Annotated in this window: 15 protein-coding genes; 8 read left to right on the top strand and 7 right to left on the bottom strand. The window is 70.0% G+C overall.

Going from position 1 to position 16,429, the window contains the following annotated elements; translation table 11 throughout:
* Positions 1-32 precede the first annotated feature (32 nt).
* Together EV193_RS21715 and EV193_RS21710 are read left to right on the top strand one after the other, a co-directional pair.
* Positions 33-701: a TetR/AcrR family transcriptional regulator gene (locus EV193_RS21715; protein ID WP_242613561.1), complete on the top strand. Its 669-nt coding sequence runs from the start codon at positions 33-35 to the stop codon at positions 699-701.
* A 70-nt stretch (positions 702-771) separates the two neighbouring features.
* The gene (locus tag EV193_RS21710; RefSeq protein ID WP_130346026.1) at positions 772-3,363 is read left to right on the top strand and encodes a WD40 repeat domain-containing serine/threonine protein kinase; all 2,592 of its coding nucleotides are present in this window, start codon (positions 772-774) and stop codon (positions 3,361-3,363) included.
* Positions 3,364-3,366: 3 nt separating this feature from the next.
* Here EV193_RS21710 and EV193_RS21705 read toward each other — a convergent pair whose 3' ends face one another.
* The 4 genes from EV193_RS21705 to EV193_RS21690 are packed head-to-tail and all read right to left on the bottom strand — an operon-like array spanning position 3,367 to position 6,112.
* Complete coding sequence (locus EV193_RS21705) at positions 3,367-4,065, bottom strand: GntR family transcriptional regulator (RefSeq protein WP_423202204.1); 699 nt, start codon at positions 4,063-4,065, stop codon at positions 3,367-3,369.
* 6 nt (positions 4,066-4,071) lie between these two features.
* The gene (locus tag EV193_RS21700; RefSeq protein WP_242613560.1) at positions 4,072-4,842 is read right to left on the bottom strand and encodes a maleate cis-trans isomerase family protein; all 771 of its coding nucleotides are present in this window, start codon (positions 4,840-4,842) and stop codon (positions 4,072-4,074) included.
* Complete coding sequence (locus EV193_RS21695; protein WP_130346114.1) at positions 4,839-5,603, bottom strand: maleate cis-trans isomerase family protein; 765 nt, start codon at positions 5,601-5,603, stop codon at positions 4,839-4,841. Before EV193_RS21695 ends, EV193_RS21700 begins: the two co-directional genes overlap by 4 nt.
* A 14-nt stretch (positions 5,604-5,617) precedes the next feature.
* Positions 5,618-6,112 carry a DUF3830 family protein gene (locus EV193_RS21690; protein ID WP_130346024.1) on the bottom strand — a complete coding sequence of 165 codons (495 nt, stop codon included), beginning with the start codon at positions 6,110-6,112 and terminating at the stop codon, positions 5,618-5,620.
* A gap of 255 nt (positions 6,113-6,367) precedes the next feature.
* On the opposite strand from EV193_RS21690, the gene EV193_RS21685 reads away from it, so the two are divergent.
* The 5 genes from EV193_RS21685 (at position 6,368) to EV193_RS21665 (ending at position 12,523) form a co-directional block, all read left to right on the top strand.
* Positions 6,368-7,381 (top strand): D-2-hydroxyacid dehydrogenase, encoded by a 1,014-nt coding sequence (locus EV193_RS21685; RefSeq protein ID WP_165401449.1) that lies wholly within the window; start codon positions 6,368-6,370, stop codon positions 7,379-7,381.
* Positions 7,378-8,796 carry an amidase gene (locus tag EV193_RS21680; protein WP_130346023.1) on the top strand — a complete coding sequence of 473 codons (1,419 nt, stop codon included), beginning with the start codon at positions 7,378-7,380 and terminating at the stop codon, positions 8,794-8,796. The genes EV193_RS21685 and EV193_RS21680 overlap by 4 nt, the downstream gene beginning before the upstream one ends.
* Before the next feature lie 331 nt (positions 8,797-9,127).
* Positions 9,128-10,411 (top strand): acyl-CoA dehydrogenase family protein, encoded by a 1,284-nt coding sequence (locus EV193_RS21675; protein WP_423202199.1) that lies wholly within the window; start codon positions 9,128-9,130, stop codon positions 10,409-10,411.
* Positions 10,408-11,622: an acyl-CoA dehydrogenase family protein gene (locus EV193_RS21670; protein ID WP_130346022.1), complete on the top strand. Its 1,215-nt coding sequence runs from the start codon at positions 10,408-10,410 to the stop codon at positions 11,620-11,622. Before EV193_RS21675 ends, EV193_RS21670 begins: the two co-directional genes overlap by 4 nt.
* 4 nt (positions 11,623-11,626) lie before the next feature.
* Positions 11,627-12,523 (top strand): PfkB family carbohydrate kinase, encoded by an 897-nt coding sequence (locus EV193_RS21665; RefSeq protein ID WP_130346021.1) that lies wholly within the window; start codon positions 11,627-11,629, stop codon positions 12,521-12,523.
* On the opposite strand, the gene EV193_RS21660 is transcribed toward EV193_RS21665, so the two are convergent.
* Complete coding sequence (locus tag EV193_RS21660; protein ID WP_207222737.1) at positions 12,507-12,884, bottom strand: nitroreductase/quinone reductase family protein; 378 nt, start codon at positions 12,882-12,884, stop codon at positions 12,507-12,509. The genes EV193_RS21665 and EV193_RS21660 overlap by 17 nt on opposite strands.
* A 117-nt stretch (positions 12,885-13,001) precedes the next feature.
* Positions 13,002-14,057: an alpha/beta fold hydrolase gene (locus tag EV193_RS21655; protein WP_130346020.1), complete on the bottom strand. Its 1,056-nt coding sequence runs from the start codon at positions 14,055-14,057 to the stop codon at positions 13,002-13,004.
* Positions 14,058-14,179: 122 nt separating this feature from the next.
* Here EV193_RS21655 and EV193_RS21650 point away from each other — a divergent pair, with 122 nt between their 5' ends.
* A complete protein-coding gene (locus tag EV193_RS21650; RefSeq protein ID WP_130346019.1) occupies positions 14,180-15,007 on the top strand; it encodes an SAM-dependent methyltransferase in 828 nt (275 codons plus the stop codon).
* A 164-nt stretch (positions 15,008-15,171) separates the two neighbouring features.
* Here EV193_RS21650 and EV193_RS21645 read toward each other — a convergent pair whose 3' ends face one another.
* Positions 15,172-16,407, bottom strand: a complete 1,236-nt coding sequence (locus EV193_RS21645) for an SAM-dependent methyltransferase (RefSeq protein WP_130346018.1) — start codon at positions 16,405-16,407, stop codon at positions 15,172-15,174.
* Positions 16,408-16,429: the final 22 nt, after the last annotated feature.

Below are 16,429 nucleotides of genomic sequence, written 5' to 3'. Positions count from 1 at the left end.
TATCGAGTTCGATACTCGGTAGTATCGGGTCTGTGAACCCGTTGTCAACACCGGACGTGCGGATGACCCGATCCACCAAGAGCGCCACGCGCACGCGGCCGACCCGCGCCGAGACCCGGCAGCGCATCCTGGACGCGGCGATCGAGGTGTTCGGCGAGCGCGGCATCGCGGCCAGTTCGGTCAGCGACGTCGCGGCGGCGGCCGGCATGACCAAGGGCGCGGTCTACTCCAATTTCACCGGCAAGGACGAGCTCGTGCTCACCCTCATGGAGGAGCACGCGATGCAGCGGTTGACCGCCGCCCTGGCCCGTTTCGCCGAGGCCGACGACCCGCGCACCGCGATCGGCAACGTGGGCGCGGTGCTCATCGACGCGATCCGCACCGACGCCGTGTGGCACCGGCTGCTCGCCGAGTACTTCGCGCTGAGCCACCACGATCCGCGCACCAGGGAGCAGTTGCGCGATCGTCGCCGGGAAGCGCGCGACGCGGTCACCCGCGCGCTGGAGCGGGTCTCGGACAACGCGGGCGTCCCGCTGCCGCTGCCGGCGCCACAACTCGCCGTGGTGTTCTTCGCGCTGAGCAACGGCCTCGGCATCGAGTCCGGCATCGATCCCGACGCGGTCCCCGACGACCTGCTGGGCAACGTGCTCGCGCTGATCACCCGGGACTTCGTGGCGGCACTCGGCCGGCAAGACGAGTAATCCCCACCGCACCGGCCAGGGTGTACGGCAAGATGTTGCGAACAACGCCGTACATCGAGTGGAGCGGGCCATGGAGCCAGGACAGGTGCTGGCCGACCAGTACCGGTTGGACGAGCGTCTTGGCGCAGGGGGCATGGGCGAGGTCTGGCGCGGCACCGACCTGCGGATGGAGCGCCCGGTCGCGATCAAGGTCGTGCTGACGCACCTCGGGCCGGAGCACCGTCTGGTGGAGCGGCTGCTGCGCGAGGCGAAGGCGGCCGGAGGGCTGCAGCACCCCGGCATCACCGTCGTGCACAACATCGGCGAGCACGACGACCGTCCGTTCTTCGTGATGGAGCTGCTCGGTGGCGAGAACCTGGCCACCGCGCTGCGCCGGCACCCGGACGGACTCGCGCTGGACCAGGTGCTGTCGGTCGCCGAGCAGGTCTGCGACGCGCTCGCCGCCGCGCACGAGCAGGGCATCGTGCACCGCGACGTCAAGCCGGCCAACCTGATCCTGCTGCCCAACGGCAGCGTCAAGATCTGCGACTTCGGCGTGGCCAAGCTCGCCGACGCCACCACCGGCCTGAGCCACGGCAACATCATCGGCACGCCGAGCTACATGTCGCCCGAGCAGGTCAAGGGCACCGAGCTCGATGGTCGCACCGACCTGTACTCACTCGGCTGCGCGATCTACGCGCTGCTGGCCGGCACCCCGCCGTTTCGCGGCGACCAGGCCCCGATGGCGATCGCCTACCAACACCTCAACGAGCCGCCGCCCCCGCTGCGTGATGCCCGCCCGGACGTGCCGCCCGCCGTGGCGGAGCTGATCACCGAACTGCTCGCCAAGGACCCCGCCGACCGTCCCGCCGACGCCGCGACGGTCCGTGACCGGTTCCGCGCGCTCCGGACGACGACCCCAGCGAACTCGCCCGAAACGATCACCGAGGTCGCGCGACCGCACGAACCGGCCACCCCGACCAAACACCTGCCTCCGCCACCCGAACCGCCGACCCGGGCGCCCACGACGGCGTCCGTTCTGACTGCGGTCCTGGCCGTCGCCACGCTCGCCATGGCCGTCCTCGACCTCACGATCTACACCGACCTGGCCCTCCCGGCACTGGTCGCCTTCGGGGTCGTCGCGGCGGCGGTCCTGCTCCTGCCACACCCCAAGGCCCGGCCGCGGCTGCTGATCCTTTACGCCACCGCGGCCGCTGTCGCCGTGGCCATCGTCGTGCTGGACGACCAGCTCGGCAGCAGCCGGTTCCCCACCGCGCCGGTGGCGATCGGCGCCGGCTTCGGCGCTGGCGTGGCCGCACTGGCGCTGCTGCGCGCCCCGGCCCGCCTGTTCCTCGTCCTGCTCGTCACGGGTTCGGCCGCGACGGTGGGCGCCTTCGTCGACCGGGGCGGCCCGATTCAGACGCTCCTTGTGCTCGCGGCCGTCGGCGGAGTCGCGGTGACCGTGCTCGTCGTGCTGGACGCACCGGCCCGCCAACTCCACGTCGCGCTCGTGACCGTGTTGGCTCTTGGCGTCGCGGTCTTCGTCCTGCGGGAAACCCAGACCACACAGGAAGTGACGACCGGCGTCGCCGCCACCCTCGCGGCGGTCACGGTGGCGGGCCTGATCGGGCTCGTCTCGCCACTCAGAGTGGTCCCCGTCGCGCTGGTCACCGTGGCGTCGATCGCCACGAGCGTCGTCGTCGCCGTGAACCCGTTCGCACCGCCGGCAGCGGCCGATACCGGGTCCGACACCGGGTCCGACTCCTGCGCGGCGTGTCCCGGCGAGCTGCCGGCCAGCCCGGTGTCGACAACGAGAACGTCGTCCGTGGCGTTCAGTCCGGACGGCAACACGATGGCCAGCAGTGGCGGCGACGCCGGCCCCGGCGCGGTTCGCCTGTGGCCGTTGACCGGCACCGCCACCACACCCGTCGACTTCCATGGTCCCGGAGGAGACTTCACGTCGGTGGCGTTCAGCCCCGACGGCGGCACGCTCGCCTTCGCCGGATCCAACGCAGCGGGCATCGGAATCCTGCACCGCGCCACCGGGCAGGTCCCGGTGCGGATGGCGAGCGAGGCGAAGAACGTGTACTCGGTGGCGTTCAGTCCGGACGGCAAGACCCTGGCCGGCGCCGGCACCGAGGCGGCGGTTCGGCTGTGGGACCCCGTGACCGGGCGCGAGTTGGGCGTGCTCACCGGCGACATCACCGGTTCGCTGTCCTCGCTGGCGTTCAGCCCGGACGGCACGAAGCTCGCGGGCGCCGGCGGGAGCAACGTGATCTACCTGTGGGACGTGTCGACCGGAAACATCGGCAGCCCGGCGGTGCTGACCGGCCACACCGGGTGGATCAACTCCGTGGCGTTCAGCCGGGACAGCAGCACGCTCGCCAGCGGCAGTCGCGACACCACGGTGCGGCTGTGGGACGTCGCGACACAACGAGCGACGGCCACGCTGACCGGGCACACCGGGCCGGTCAGCTCGGTGGCGTTCAGTCCGGACGGGAAGACACTGGCCAGTGGAAGCTGGGACTACACCATTCGACTGTGGAACATGGCGACCGCGGCCAGCACCGGCACGATCGAGGAACACACGGGCGGGGTCGCCTCGGTGGCGTTCCGTCCGAACGGCAGGACATTGGCGAGCGGCAGCTACGACGGAACGATCCGGTTCTCGACGATCGAGTAGCGATCAGGCCGGCTCGGACTCCGGCACGGTCGACTGCGGCAGGTTCAGCCGCAGCACGGCGTCGGCCATGTGCTTCTCGATCAGCAGCAGCAGGCCCCCGGTGTCGCCGGCGGCGATCGCCTCGACCAGGATGCGGTGCTCGGCGACCAGATCGTGCGGCGCCGGGTAGCGCTTCTGCAGCGCGTCCAGGCACAGCCGGGTCTCCACCAGCAGCGTGTGCGCCATGCGCTCCAGCCGCGAGTTGCCCGACAGGCGCACCAGCGTCTCGTGGAACTCCTGGTCGGCGTCGCTCATCGCGATCCGGTCGCGGGACTTGGCCGCCACCTTCAGGCCCTCCATCGCGGCGGTCAGCTCGGCCACGGCGGCGCTCCGGTCGCCCTCCATGATCAGCTGGCAGGCCATCCGCTCGATCGCCAGCCGCGCGTTGTACACGTCGCGCACGTCCTCGGCCTCGAGGCTGATCACGAACAGCCCCCGGTGCGGCTCGGCACGCAGCAGGCCCTCCTGGACCAGCCGCTGCATCGCCTCGCGTAAAGGCCCCCGGCTCACCCCGAACCGGGCGGCCAGATCGGCCTCGCCGAGCTGCGCACCCGCCTCGAGCGACCCGTACATGATCGCCGACCGAAGCTGCTCGGCGATGATCTCCGCGGTCGACTGACGTGCGACGGGTTCCAGCTCACCCTGGCCGTTCACGACACTGATCAACTCCTATGACGGGCGCACCCCCGTGGTGCCCCGGTCCCCGCATCGGAACAGCGTTCCCAGCCCTTCCCGGGTGCTGTGATCGCCGATCAGCCGCAAACCCTCCCAGACAGTGACCTGGTTCGCGGTGAGCACCGGCTTTCCGATACGAGTCTCCAAGTCTTCCAAACAGTCCGCCGTGTGCAGCGCGGTGTCCGGCACCAGCACCGCTTCGGCGTCCGGGTGGTCGTTGGCCGCGACGAAGTCGATCACCTGCTCGCGGGTCAGCGTGCCGACCTCCGCCGCGGTGAAGATGCCCTCGTAGGACAGTGAGGTCACCTCGATGCCCACGTGCCCGAGGAACTCCACGAACCGGCTCGCCACGTCCCGCGGATAGGTCGCCGCCACCGCGACCCGCCGCACGTCCAGCGCCCGGCAGGCGTTGACGAAGGCGAACGAGGTGCTGGACGCCGGCACGCCGGACGCCGTCCGCACACCCTCCACCTGCGCCTCGGCGCCGTCCCAGCCGAACACGAAGCTGCCCGACGTGCAGGCCCACACGGCGGCGTCCACACCCTGGGCGCGCAGCGCGTCCGCGCCCTCGCCGAGCACGTCCTCGCCGCCGATGTCCAGCAGCGCGTTCACCTCGTGCGCGTCGGTGCGCATCAGGGTGTGCCGCACGACCAGGCGCACGTTGCCGAGCATCCGCTCGAAGGTCGGGTAGTCGTCCTCGGCGCTGTAGCCCGGGTACAGGAAACCCACCGTCGGCACGGGTGGCACCTCCTCGAGATCGGTCACGCTGCGTGCATCGGGGTGAGGGTGACGAGTTGCTGCCCGTCGGCGACGGCGGTGCGGCCCATCGAGCGCAGGGCCGACCAGATCGTCACCTGGTTGGCGGTGAGCACCGGCTTGCCGAGCATCCGCTCGAGCGGCGCGATGATGTCGTAGGTCGGCACGTTCGTGCAGCTGATGAACAGGCCCTCGGCCTCGGGCACGTCGACAGCCGTGGCGGCCTGCATGACCTCGGCGTAGCCGACCTTCCAGATGTGGTCGAGCAGCCCGAGCCCGACGCTGGAGACGACCTCCACGCCGTACTCGCCGAGGAAGTCCAGCAGCCGCTGGGTAACGCTGTCGATGTACGGCGTGACCACGGCGATCCGGCGCAGGTTGAGCAGTTCCAACGCGTCGATCAGCCCGCCGGACGGGGTGGTGGCGGCCGGCGCGCCCGCGTCGATCATGGTGCGCCGCAGCCGCCGCTCGCCGATCGCGCCGCCGACGAAGCTGCCCGACGCGCAGGCGTAGGCCACCACGTGCGGCTCCGGCGCGAGCACGTCCTTGGTGGCCCGCTTGACCCGCTTGCGGTTGCTCAGCGCGGTGGCCATCTCGACGGTGACCGGCACGGGCACGAACGGCAGCCGTGTCATGTAGAGCGACACGTCGTCCGGGGCCCACCGCCACAGCTCGCGATCCAGCGCGAAGTCGAACGGCGCGACCACGCCCACCCCGGACTGGGTGAGCAGTTCTGGCCCGGGGTGGATGTCCACCGGGTGCGGCGTCATGGTGAGTACGCCCGTCATTCCGAGTGCCGTTCGTAAACCAGGCGCTCTCCTAAAGCACCGGCGCGCCACACGTCATGACAGGCTTCGGCGATCCGGTCGAGGCCCTCCACGATGGTGCCGTAGACGTTGCCGGGCACCCAGCCGACATCGCCGTTGAGCAGCAGGTTGTTGCGGCCGTAGAAGATCGCCAGGTCTACCACCCCGGCCAGCTCGTGGATGCCCTTCTCCTCCTTGAAGGCGCGATCGAGCATGCCTCCGTGGAAGTCGAAGTACACCAGGTCGCCGGGGATCGGGGTGACGGTCGGGTTCTCCTGGCCGACCGCCTCCTCGGCGAACCGCTCGACCATCGTGTAGACCTCGTTGCGCGCGTACTTCGCGTGGTAGGCGGGGCCGCCCTGGGGCAGGCCGCGCCACACCGCCTCCGCTGTGCGCGGAGCGTCCTTGTCGAGCAGTTCGGCAACGCAGGACACGCCTCTGCGCTCCAGCGTGATCTTGACGTATCTCGGCATCTCACACCCCCATGGGCTCGGGGTAGGCGTCATACCTACGACGATTGAATTTGCCCACAGAGCGCTTTGGGATCCGTCCTCGCCCCGACGCGATCGCGACGATCTTGCAGCACACTGTCGAAATTAGAAACTCTCGCGGGCTGCGACGGCCGCGCTGATTGTTGACAATCATACGAGCGGTTCCTAGCGTGTCAATCCCCTACACACAGCGTGTCTGCCCCTGCTAAGAATCCTCTAAGAGCGGACCATCGAGTCATGCCCGAAACCCACGCCAGCACGGTCGCCGTGCTCTACGGCCGCACCGCGGACGCCGAGAAACCCCCTGCCATGCAAGGGATCCAGCGCGCCGCGGAGGTCCGCTACGCCACCGACGAGACGCTCGGCGACGCGCTCGACGGCGCTGACGTGCTGTTCGTCTGGGACTTCAACTCCACGGCGCTGTTCGACGCGTGGCCGCACGCCGGGGCGCTGCGCTGGGTGCACGCGGCCAGCGCGGGCGTCAATCACGTGTTAACGCCCGGCGTGGTCGACGGCGACATCGCGGTCACCAACTCGCGCGGGATCTTCGACGAGCCGATGGCCGAGTACGTGCTCGGGGTGATCCTCGCGTTCGCCAAGGACCTGGCCGGCACCGTGCGGCTGCAGGCCGAGAACCGGTGGAAGCACAGGGAAACCGAGCGTGTCACCGGTGCTCGTGCGCTGGTCGTGGGCACTGGACCGATCGGGAGGGCGATCGGAAGGCGGCTGCGCGCCAACGGGCTCGTGGTGACCGGCGTGGGGCGCACAGCCCGGTCGGGCGATCCTGATCTGGGTGACGTCGTGGCGTTCGCCGACCTGCCGGACGCGCTGCCGGACGCCGACTACGTGGTGCTCGCGGCACCCCTCACCGACCAGACCCGCGGCATGATCGACACGGCCACGCTGGCCAGGATGCGGCCCACCGCGCGGCTGATCAACGTCGGACGCGGCCCTCTGGTGCGCGAGGACGACCTGGTGACAGCGCTGGCACATCGGCGGATCGCCGGTGCCGCGCTGGACGTGTTCGAGGCCGAGCCGCTGCCCGCCGACTCTCCACTGTGGACGATGGACAACGTGATCGTGTCGCCGCACATGTCCGGCGACGTGATCGGCTGGCGGCACGAGCTGGTGGAACTGTTCGCCGACAACCTTGCCCGCTACGGCGACGGACAGCCGCTGCGCAACCTCGTGGACAAATCCCGTGGGTATGTTCGATCAGAGGCCCGATCGGAACAGAGGGGGCAGGGATGACCGCACCGTCCACTGTGGACGCCGCAGAGTTGAGCGCGACCGACCTGCTGGCCGCCTACCAGGCGGGCACGCTCTCGCCGGTCGAGGCCACCCGCGCGGTGCTGGCGCGCATCGAGGAGCGCGACCCGTCGGTGAACGCCTTCTGCCTGGTGGACGCCGAGCGGGCGCTGGCCTCGGCGCACGAGTCCGAGCAGCGTTGGCTGGCCGGCTCGCCGCGCGGCCTGCTGGACGGCGTGCCGGTGTCGATCAAGGACATCCTGGTCACCAAGGGCTGGCCGACCCTGCGCGGCTCGCACACCGTGTCGCCGGACCAGAAGTGGGACGTCGACGCGCCGTCCGTGGCCCGGCTGCGCGAGCACGGCGCGGTGCTGACCGGCAAGGTCACCACGCCCGAGCTGGGCTGGAAGGGCGTGACCGACTCGCCGCTGTACGGCGTGACCACCAACCCGTGGGACACCAGCCGCACGGCCGGCGGATCCAGCGGCGGCAGCGCGGCCGCGGTGGCACTGGGCATGGGGCCGCTGAGCGTGGGCACCGACGGCGGCGGATCGGTGCGGATTCCCGGCTCGTTCAGCGGCGTGTTCGCGCACAAGCCGACCTACGGGCGGGTGCCGCTGTTCCCGGCGAGCCCGTTCGGCACGCTCTCGCACATCGGGCCGATGGCCAACACGGTGGCCGACGCCGCGCTGATGCTCGACGTGCTCTCCGGCGCGGACAGCCGGGACTGGTCGGCCGCGGCACCCGTCACGGCCGGCACGTTCAGCTCGGCGCTGGCCGACGGTGTGGCCGGCAAGCGGATCGCGTTCAGCCCGACGCTCGGGTACGCGGACGTCGACCCGAAGGTGGCCGGCGCGGTGGCCGACGCGGTGCGGGTGTTCGCCGACCTCGGCGCGACCGTGGATCAGGTGGATCCGGGGTTCGCCGATCCGGTGGAGAGCTTCCACGTGCTGTGGTTCTCCGGCGTGGCGGCGTCGGTGGAGGCGTTGGCCGACGAGCAGCTCGCGCGGATGGACGCCGGGCTGCAAGAGGCCGTCGAACTGGGGCGCTCGTACTCGGCGCTGGACTACCTGCGGGCCACCGCGACACGGATGGCACTGGGGCAGGCGATGGGCGACTTCCATCAGCGGTACGACCTGCTGGTGACCCCGACGATGCCGATCACGGCGTTCGAGGCCGGGGTGGAGGTGCCGGCCGGCTCACCGTCGCCGAGGTGGACGAGCTGGACGCCGTTTACCTACGCGTTCAACATGACCCAGCAGCCGGCGGCGAGCGTGCCGTGCGGGCTGGTCGACGGCTTGCCGGTCGGGTTGCAGGTGGTCGGGGCCAGGTGGGACGACGCGGGAGTGCTGGCCGCGTGCCGGGCTTTCGAAGCGGCCCGGCCGTGGAGCCGCCCCCCGTTCACCCCGTCCCCCTGACCCGCGAGTCCCGCGCCCCGCACACCCGCGAGTCCCGCGCTGTGCACCGGCGAGTCCCGCGCTGTGCACCGGCGAGTTCCGTGTTCGCGCGGCTGATCACAAGACCGCGCCACACCTTTGGCAGGTCGTGCGCACTCTTCGTGACCGACTTGGCACGCGCGTGTCGAACGTGTGCGATGAGTCATAGCCCAGCCGACTCGGCTGATAGCCTACTCTGGAGTAGGTTAGCGGCCTGGCAGCGATGACAGCGCGGAAATGGAGTTGGTGCGCCGTGGCGCGGAGCAGTGGTCCTGGCGAACAGCCGCACAGGAGAAACGCCATCGGGGTGGCGATGGGCGCACTCAACAAGGTGGCGTCCGCCCCCATCGTGGGGCGCCTCGGCTTGAAGAAACCCGTCGAGAAGACCGTCTACCAGGCGACCAAGACCGGATTCACCACGCTCGGCGCCGCGACGCGGACGTTCTCCGCCGCGCAGAAGCTCACCAAGCCCAAGCGGCTGCCGAGCGCCGGCAAGGCGAGCCTGTTCGACCTCACCCCCACCGACGAACAGAAGATGATCACCGAGACGGTGACCGAGTTCGCCGGGGAGCAGCTGCGCCCCGCCGCGGCCCAGGCCGACGACAAGTGCGCCGCGCCTCAGGAACTGCTCAGCACCGCGGCGGAGCTGGGCGTCACCCTCATCGGTGTCCCCGAGGAACTCGGCGGCGTCGGCGTCGAGCGTTCCGCGGTCACCAACGTCCTGGTCGCCGAGGCCATGGCGCACGGCGATATGGGCCTCGCCCTGGCCTGCCTCGCACCGTCCGCGGTGAGCACGGCGCTGGTCCTCTGGGGCAGCGCCGAGCAGCAGGCCACCTATCTGCCGGCCTTCGTCGGCGAGGACGTCCCCGCCGCGGCGCTCGCGATCCAGGAGCCGCGTCCGCTGTTCGACCCGTTCTCCTTGCGCACCAAGGCATATCGGCGCGCCGACGGGTATGTACTCGACGGCGTCAAGTCGCTCGTCCCGCTCGCCGGACAGGCCGAACTGTTCGTCGTCGCCGCCGACATCGACGGGCGCGGCCCGGCGCTGTTCGTCGTCGAATCGTCCACCGCGGGCGTGACGATCGCGTCCGAGCCGGCCATGGGCCTGCGCGCCGCCGGCCTCGGCACGCTCAAGCTGAACCAGGTCACCGTCCCCGAGAGCGCGCTGCTCGGTGACGGCAGCGCCGAGTCCTACGCCGAGTGTGTGCGCCTGTCCCGCCTCGGCTGGTGCGCGCTCGCCCTCGGCACCGGCAAGGCGGTGCTCGACTACGTCGTCCCCTACGTGAACGAGCGGGTCGCCTTCGGCGAGCCGGTCAGCCACCGCCAGGGCGTCGCGTTCAAGGTCGCCGACATCGGCATCGAACTCGAGGGCATGCGGCTGGTCACCCTCCGCGCGGCGAGCCGGGCGGACCAGGGTCTGCCCTACGCCCGCGAGGTCGCGCTGGCCCGCAAGCTCTGCGCCGACAAGGGAATGGCCATCGGCAACGACGGCGTGCAGCTCCTCGGCGGCCACGGCTACGTCAAGGAGCACCCGGTCGAGCGCTGGTACCGCGACCTGCGCGCGGTCGGTCTGATGGAAGGTGGCGTGCTCGTATGATCAACCTCGAGGTTCCCAAGAAGTTCGCCCAGCTCGTCGACCAGGCGAACCAGGCAGCCGCCGAGTTCTTCCGGCCGCACTCGCGCACCTACGACCACGCCGAGCACACCTATCCCAAAGAGCTCGACATGCTCGCCACGCTGCTGGACGGCCTCGCCGCGAGTGGTGGCGGCGCGAGCGCTGGCGGGGTGCGCCGCGACGACAACGGCTCGTCTAAGAAGAAGGGCGGCGTGGTCAACGGCTCGAACCTGCAGTTGCTGCTCGGCACGATCGAGATGTGCTGGGGCGACGCCGGTCTGCTGCTGTCCATGCCGCGCCAGGGCCTCGGCAACGCGGCCATCGCGTCGGTCGCCAACGACGAGCAGCTCAAGCGCTACGAGGGCAAGTGGGCCGCGATGGCGATCACCGAGCCCGACTGCGGCTCGGACTCCGGTGCCATCCGCACCACGGCCGTGCCGGACGGCGACTACTACGTGCTGAACGGCGAGAAGATCTTCGTCACCTCCGGCGAGCGCGCGGACTGCGTGGTCGTGTGGGCCACCCTGGACAAGTCCAAGGGCAAGGCGGCGATCAAGTCCTTCGTGGTCGACCGGGACACGCCCGGCTTCGAACTGGTGCGGCTGGAGCACAAGCTCGGCATCCGCGCGTCGGACACCGCGCACTTCCGGCTGGACAACGCGCGCGTGCACAAGGACAACCTGCTCGGCAGCCCGGAGATCAACACCGAGCAGGGTTTCGCCGGCGTCATGCAGACGTTCGACAACACCCGTCCGCTCGTCGCGGCGATGGCCGTCGGTGTCGCGCGGGCCGCGCTGGAGGAGACCCGGCGGCTGCTCAAGGAGGCCGGCGTCAAGATCGACTACGACCGGCCGGCCAACTCGCAACACGCGGCCGCCGCACTGTTCCTGCAGTTGGAGGCGGACTGGGAGGCGGCGTACCTGCTGTCGCTGTCGGCCGCGTGGATGGCCGACAACCGCCAGCCGAACTCGCTGGAAGCCTCGATGGCCAAGGCCAAGGCGGGCCGCACCGGCACGGACGTGACGCTGCGCGCGGTGGAGCTGGCCGGCAGCGTCGGCTACGGCGAGGACTCGCTGCTGGAGAAGTGGGCGCGCGACTCGAAGATCCTGGACATCTTCGAGGGCACGCAGCAGATCCAGCAGCTCATCGTGGCCCGCCGCCTGCTCGGAAAGTCGTCCGCGGAACTCAAGTAGCGCCGTGGCCGGCGCGCTGTTCGTCGGGCTCACGACGCTCGACATCGCGTATCTCGTCGACACATATCCCAGGGAGGATTCCAAGGTACGGGCGTCCGGGCAATTCACCGGTGCGGGCGGGCCGGCCGCGAACGCGGCGGTGACCTACGCGTTCCTGTCTCGACAGGCGCCGACGTTGGTCACCGCGCTGGGTTCGCATTATCTGACGAGCGTCGTGCGCGACGAATTGCGTGCCAACAATGTGGAGGTGGTCGACGCGATCGTGGACGAGTCGGCGCCGTTGCCGATTTCCTCGATAATCGTCGCGGAATCAGCGCGGACTCGCACGATCGTGTCACTGGACGCGTCTCGGATCACCGCGACGCTCGACGCGGAATCGTGTCGCAAAATGGTGCGGGACTCGACGATCGTCCTGGTCGACGCCCACTACGGCCAACTCGCGTCGACCGTGGCGCGGCAGGCCAGAAGCCTTGGCGTGCCGGTGGTTCTGGACGCGGGCCGATGGCAGGACGCGCACCGCGATCTCCTGGCCGACATCGATGTCGCGATCTGCTCTGAAGCGTTCACGCCACCCGGTGTCGCCGGGCACGATCAGGTCATCTCGTATCTTCAGGACAGCGGCCCCACGCATGTGGCGATCACTCGGGCTGATGAATCAATCCTCTATTCGACCGGCTCCGAACGCGGTGAAATACTCGTGTCATCGCCGCACGCGATTGACACACTCGGCGCCGGCGACATCTTTCACGGCGCGTTCTGTCATTACTACGAGCCAGCGGAATCGAACTTCGTGGAAGCCCTCACGCGTTCCGCCGACCTCGCGAGCTATTCATGCGGGTATTTCGGCACACGCGAGTGGATGAAGCACTTTTCCGCCGGCGAACTCACGCGGTCGGAGTGAGCACGACGATCGGGATCGGGCGCTCGGTCGCCTTCTGGTAGGCGTCGTAGCGGTTGTGGTTGACCGAGTTGACGATCTTCCACAGCCGCTCGAAGTCGGGGTCCTCGCGGGTCACCATGCTCGCGATCGCGTCCCGGCGGTCGGTGCCGATCTGGATCTCGCACTCCGGCCGCGCGCGCACGTTGTGGTACCAGCCGGGCGCGCGGGCGGCGCCGCCGTTGGACGGCACCACCAGGTAGCGCTCGCCGTCGCGGCCGTAGACCAGGCCGTTGGTGCGCGCCCGGCCGGTCTTCGCGCCGACGGTGTGCATCGTGCACAGCGCGGGACTCGCGGGTGCAGGGCGCGGGACTCGCGGTGCCAAGCAGCCGCACCTTAGGGGAACGGGACGCAGCCCAGCCACGGTGACGACGACACGGCACCGTGCGCTGGAAGGCACCCATTACTGGGAAATGCCGGGGAGGCGGTCGAGCCTCGCGAATCAAGTGGCGTGCGCGTCGAGGAACTCGTCGATGTAGGTCCAGGTGGTGGCACGTGCGCCTCGGCCGGTGAGTACGCCGAGGTGCCCGCCCGGCGCGGTCTTCCAGCGCACCTCTGCCGAGTTCTCCAGCACGTCGACCAGTTTGCGCACGGCCCGCTTCGGCGCGATCCCGTCGCCCTCCCCCGCGATCACCAGCACCGGCGGCTTCACCTTCGCCAGTGACACCCGCCGCCCTGACAGGTCCACCTCCCCCTCGGCCAGGTCGTTGGACCGGAAGAACCGGTGGTACAGCTGCCCGAACGTGCGGCCGGGGTAGGCGATCATGTTGTCCGTGAAGTGATCGACCGCCTCGATCTGCGCGAGGAATTCGCGATCGTCCAGGTGCTGCAGGATCGCGATCGGCTTGGTCACGTACTTGTCGATCGCCGACACCTGGAACGCCCGCTTCACCAGAGCCCGAGGCGCGCCGCCCATCAGCCGCACCGCCGCGCCGAACACCCGCCCGCCGGCCACGTTCACCAGCGGGCGCATCGGCGCGAACAGCGAGATCGCGGTGAAGTCGATCGGCACCGCCACCGTGGTGATCGACGCGATCGGCAGGTCCGGCTTGTCGGCCGTGGTGAGCAGCGAGAAGATCCCGCCGAGGCACCACGACACGACGTGCACCCGCTGGCCGCCCGAATCCTTGCTCACCGCTGCGATCGCGCGCGGCAGCACCTCGTCGATCCAGTGCTCCACGCCGAGCGACCGGTCCGAGAAGCTCACCGTGCCGTAGTCCACGAGGTAGGTCCGCCGCCCGCCGTCCAGCAGGTGCTCGGCGAGGCTGCAGCCGCGGCGCAGGTCGAAGCACAGCGCGGGCGCGGCCAGCGGCGGCACCAGCAGCACGGGCTCGCCGCCGAGCCAGCGCGAGGTCGGCGCGAACCGGTACACCGACCGGTGCGGTCCTCGGTCGATCAGGGCACGCGGCACCGGACGCAGATCGGCCACACCACCCCGGAACACCTTGGCCATCACGTTCGACGATGCGGACGCGAGCCACTCGGGCGGTGTCGTCATGTGGTGCTCCTTCCGGTCAGACGCCCCATCCTCCGTCGCGACCGCACGCGGATCAACTCACCCGTCGAGCGGCACCGGGCGCCGCGAGCGACCAGTAGGCTCCGCCACAACACCCACCGACCATGATCGAGGTGACCTCCGTGCAGGATCGGCCGAGCTGGGCCCCAGAAGGTGTGGATCTCGACCGGCCCAACGTGGCCAGGATCTACGACTACTACCTCGGCGGCGCGCACAACTTCGAGAAGGACCGGGAATTCGCGCGCAACATCGTCAAGATGGTGCCGGAGGTGCAGCACGCGGCCCGGCTCAACCGCGCGTTCCTGCGCAGGGCGGTGAAGTTCTGTGTGGACAACGGAATCCGCCAGTTCCTCGACGTCGGGTCCGGCATCCCCACGGTCGGCAACGTGCACGAGATCGCCCAGGGCGCCGACCCCACGGCCAAGGTCGTCTACGTGGACGTCGAGTCCGTCGCCGTGGCGCACAGCGAGCTGATCCTCAAGGACAACCCGAACGCCGCGGTGCTGCAGGCCGACTTCCGCGAGCCGGAGGCGATCCTCGGCTCGGAGGTCGTGCGCGAGCTGATCGACCCGAACAAGCCGACCGCGCTGCTGCTCGCCGCGGTGCTGCACTTCGTCCAGGACGCCGACGCGCCGAGGGAGAAGGTGCGCCAGTACGTCGACTGGCTCACGCCCGGCAGCTACCTGGTGCTCTCCCACGGCACCAAGGAGGACGAGGGCGACCCGGCGAACAAGGCCGAGCAGGCCTACCAGAGCACCTCGGCGCAGTACGTGGACCGGGGCAAGGCGGCGATCACCGAGTTCTTCGCCGGCACCGAACTGCTCGATCCCGGTGTCGTGTACGCGCCGCAGTGGCACCCGGACTCACCGGAGGACGTCGGCGAGCACCCCGAGCAGTCACACATCTACGCCGGAGTCGGCCTCAAACGCTAGCTAGCGGACTTTAGCGGGCTAAAGTCCCCGGAAAATCGCACGGATCGCTGCCGGTCGGAACAATCGAAGCAGGTCAGGTGCCTGTGAACGATCGACTTGACACAGGGAGCGATTCGTGCCTGCGTACTTTAGCCCGCAAAAGTACGCACCGGGGGCTTCGGGTGTCAGCTCAACCAGTTCGGGCGCAGCGGCATGTGCGCGTCCATGCCGTCCAGCTTCACCCCGAGCACCTGGTGGAGCTGGACGGTGTTGCGCTCGAACCCGACCCGCGAGCCGGCCAGGTACAGCCGCCACACCCGCGCCCGCGCCGGCCCGACCTCGCGCACCGCGGCGTCCCACCGCTCGTCCAGGTTGGCGCACCACGCGGTGAGCGTCTTCGCGTAGTGCTCGCGCAGGTTCTCCAGGTGCCGCACCTCGAAGCCGGCATCGTGCGCCAGCGACACGATCGCGCCCGGGCTGACCAGCTCTCCGTCCGGGAACACGTAGTGGTTGAGGAACCCGCCGACCCGTGCCGGCGCGGCGTTGTCCGGGCGGGTGATGCAGTGGTTCAGCAACCGCCCGCCGGTGCGCAGCTTGCCGTACAGGAACGCGAAGTACCCCGGCAGATTGGCCTTGCCGATGTGCTCGGTGAGCCCGATCGAACTGATCGCGTCGAACCCCGTCTCCGGCACGTCGCGGTAGTCCAGGTGGCGCACCTCGGCGAGGTCGGACAGCCCGCGCTCGGCGATCGCCTTCTGCGCCCACTCGGCCTGCCGCCGCGACAGTGTCACGCCCAGCGCGCGCACGCCGTAATGCTCGGCGGCGTGCATGACCATGCCGCCCCAGCCGCAGCCGACGTCCAGCAGCCGCATACCTTCCCCCAGCCCGAGCTTGCGCGCCACCAGGTCGTGCTTGGCGAACTGCGCCTCCTCGAGCGTGGCGTCCTCGTGGTCGTACACCGCGCACGTGTAGGCCATCGACGGGCCGAGCACGTCGGCGTAGAACTTGTTGGACACGTCGTAGTGGTGCGCGATCGCCTTGCGGTCGCGGGCCTTGGAGTGCCGCCGCCCGTGCAGCCGCTGCTCCAGTGCCGGCCGGCGCACCGGCCACCACACGCGCGCGGCCCCCATCCTGGCCACCAGCCGCATCTTGTCGGTCCACGTGAGACTGTCCACAGTGGACTTCTCGACCTCGATGAGTGCCGCGTGCGGGTCGCCGGTGATCTCCAGCGCCCCACTGACGTACGCACGCGCGAGCCCCAACTCCCCCGGCGCGGACGCCACGTAGGACAGCGCGATCGGCGAGCGCACGGTGAAGCCGGCCGGCGCGTCCGGCGGGCCGGCGCGACTGCCGTCGTAGGCACGCACCTCAAGATCGGCGTCCTCGCCGATCATCTGCAGGAACTGCTCAGCCAACCGCATCGCCCGACTCCCTTCCGCCGTC

This window comes from Herbihabitans rhizosphaerae, from assembly GCF_004216555.1.
Classification (GTDB): Bacteria; Actinomycetota; Actinomycetes; order Mycobacteriales; family Pseudonocardiaceae; genus Herbihabitans; species Herbihabitans rhizosphaerae.
This window is presented reverse-complemented; position numbering and strand designations above follow the sequence as displayed.

Excerpts from the sequence above, each read along its gene's own strand:
- EV193_RS21650 (WP_130346019.1), top strand. The coding sequence starts at position 14,180 with ATGATCGAGGTGACCTCCGTGCAGGATCGGCCGAGCTGGGCCCCAGAA.
- EV193_RS21670 (WP_130346022.1), top strand. The coding sequence starts at position 10,408 with ATGATCAACCTCGAGGTTCCCAAGAAGTTCGCCCAGCTCGTCGACCAG.
- EV193_RS21675 (WP_423202199.1), top strand. The coding sequence starts at position 9,128 with ATGGGCGCACTCAACAAGGTGGCGTCCGCCCCCATCGTGGGGCGCCTC.
- EV193_RS21710 (WP_130346026.1), top strand. The coding sequence starts at position 772 with ATGGAGCCAGGACAGGTGCTGGCCGACCAGTACCGGTTGGACGAGCGT.
- EV193_RS21645 (WP_130346018.1), bottom strand. The coding sequence starts at position 16,407 with ATGCGGTTGGCTGAGCAGTTCCTGCAGATGATCGGCGAGGACGCCGAT.
- EV193_RS21655 (WP_130346020.1), bottom strand. The coding sequence starts at position 14,057 with ATGACGACACCGCCCGAGTGGCTCGCGTCCGCATCGTCGAACGTGATG.
- EV193_RS21685 (WP_165401449.1), top strand. The coding sequence starts at position 6,368 with ATGCCCGAAACCCACGCCAGCACGGTCGCCGTGCTCTACGGCCGCACC.
- EV193_RS21690 (WP_130346024.1), bottom strand. The coding sequence starts at position 6,112 with ATGCCGAGATACGTCAAGATCACGCTGGAGCGCAGAGGCGTGTCCTGC.
- EV193_RS21695 (WP_130346114.1), bottom strand. The coding sequence starts at position 5,603 with ATGACGCCGCACCCGGTGGACATCCACCCCGGGCCAGAACTGCTCACC.
- EV193_RS21680 (WP_130346023.1), top strand. The coding sequence starts at position 7,378 with ATGACCGCACCGTCCACTGTGGACGCCGCAGAGTTGAGCGCGACCGAC.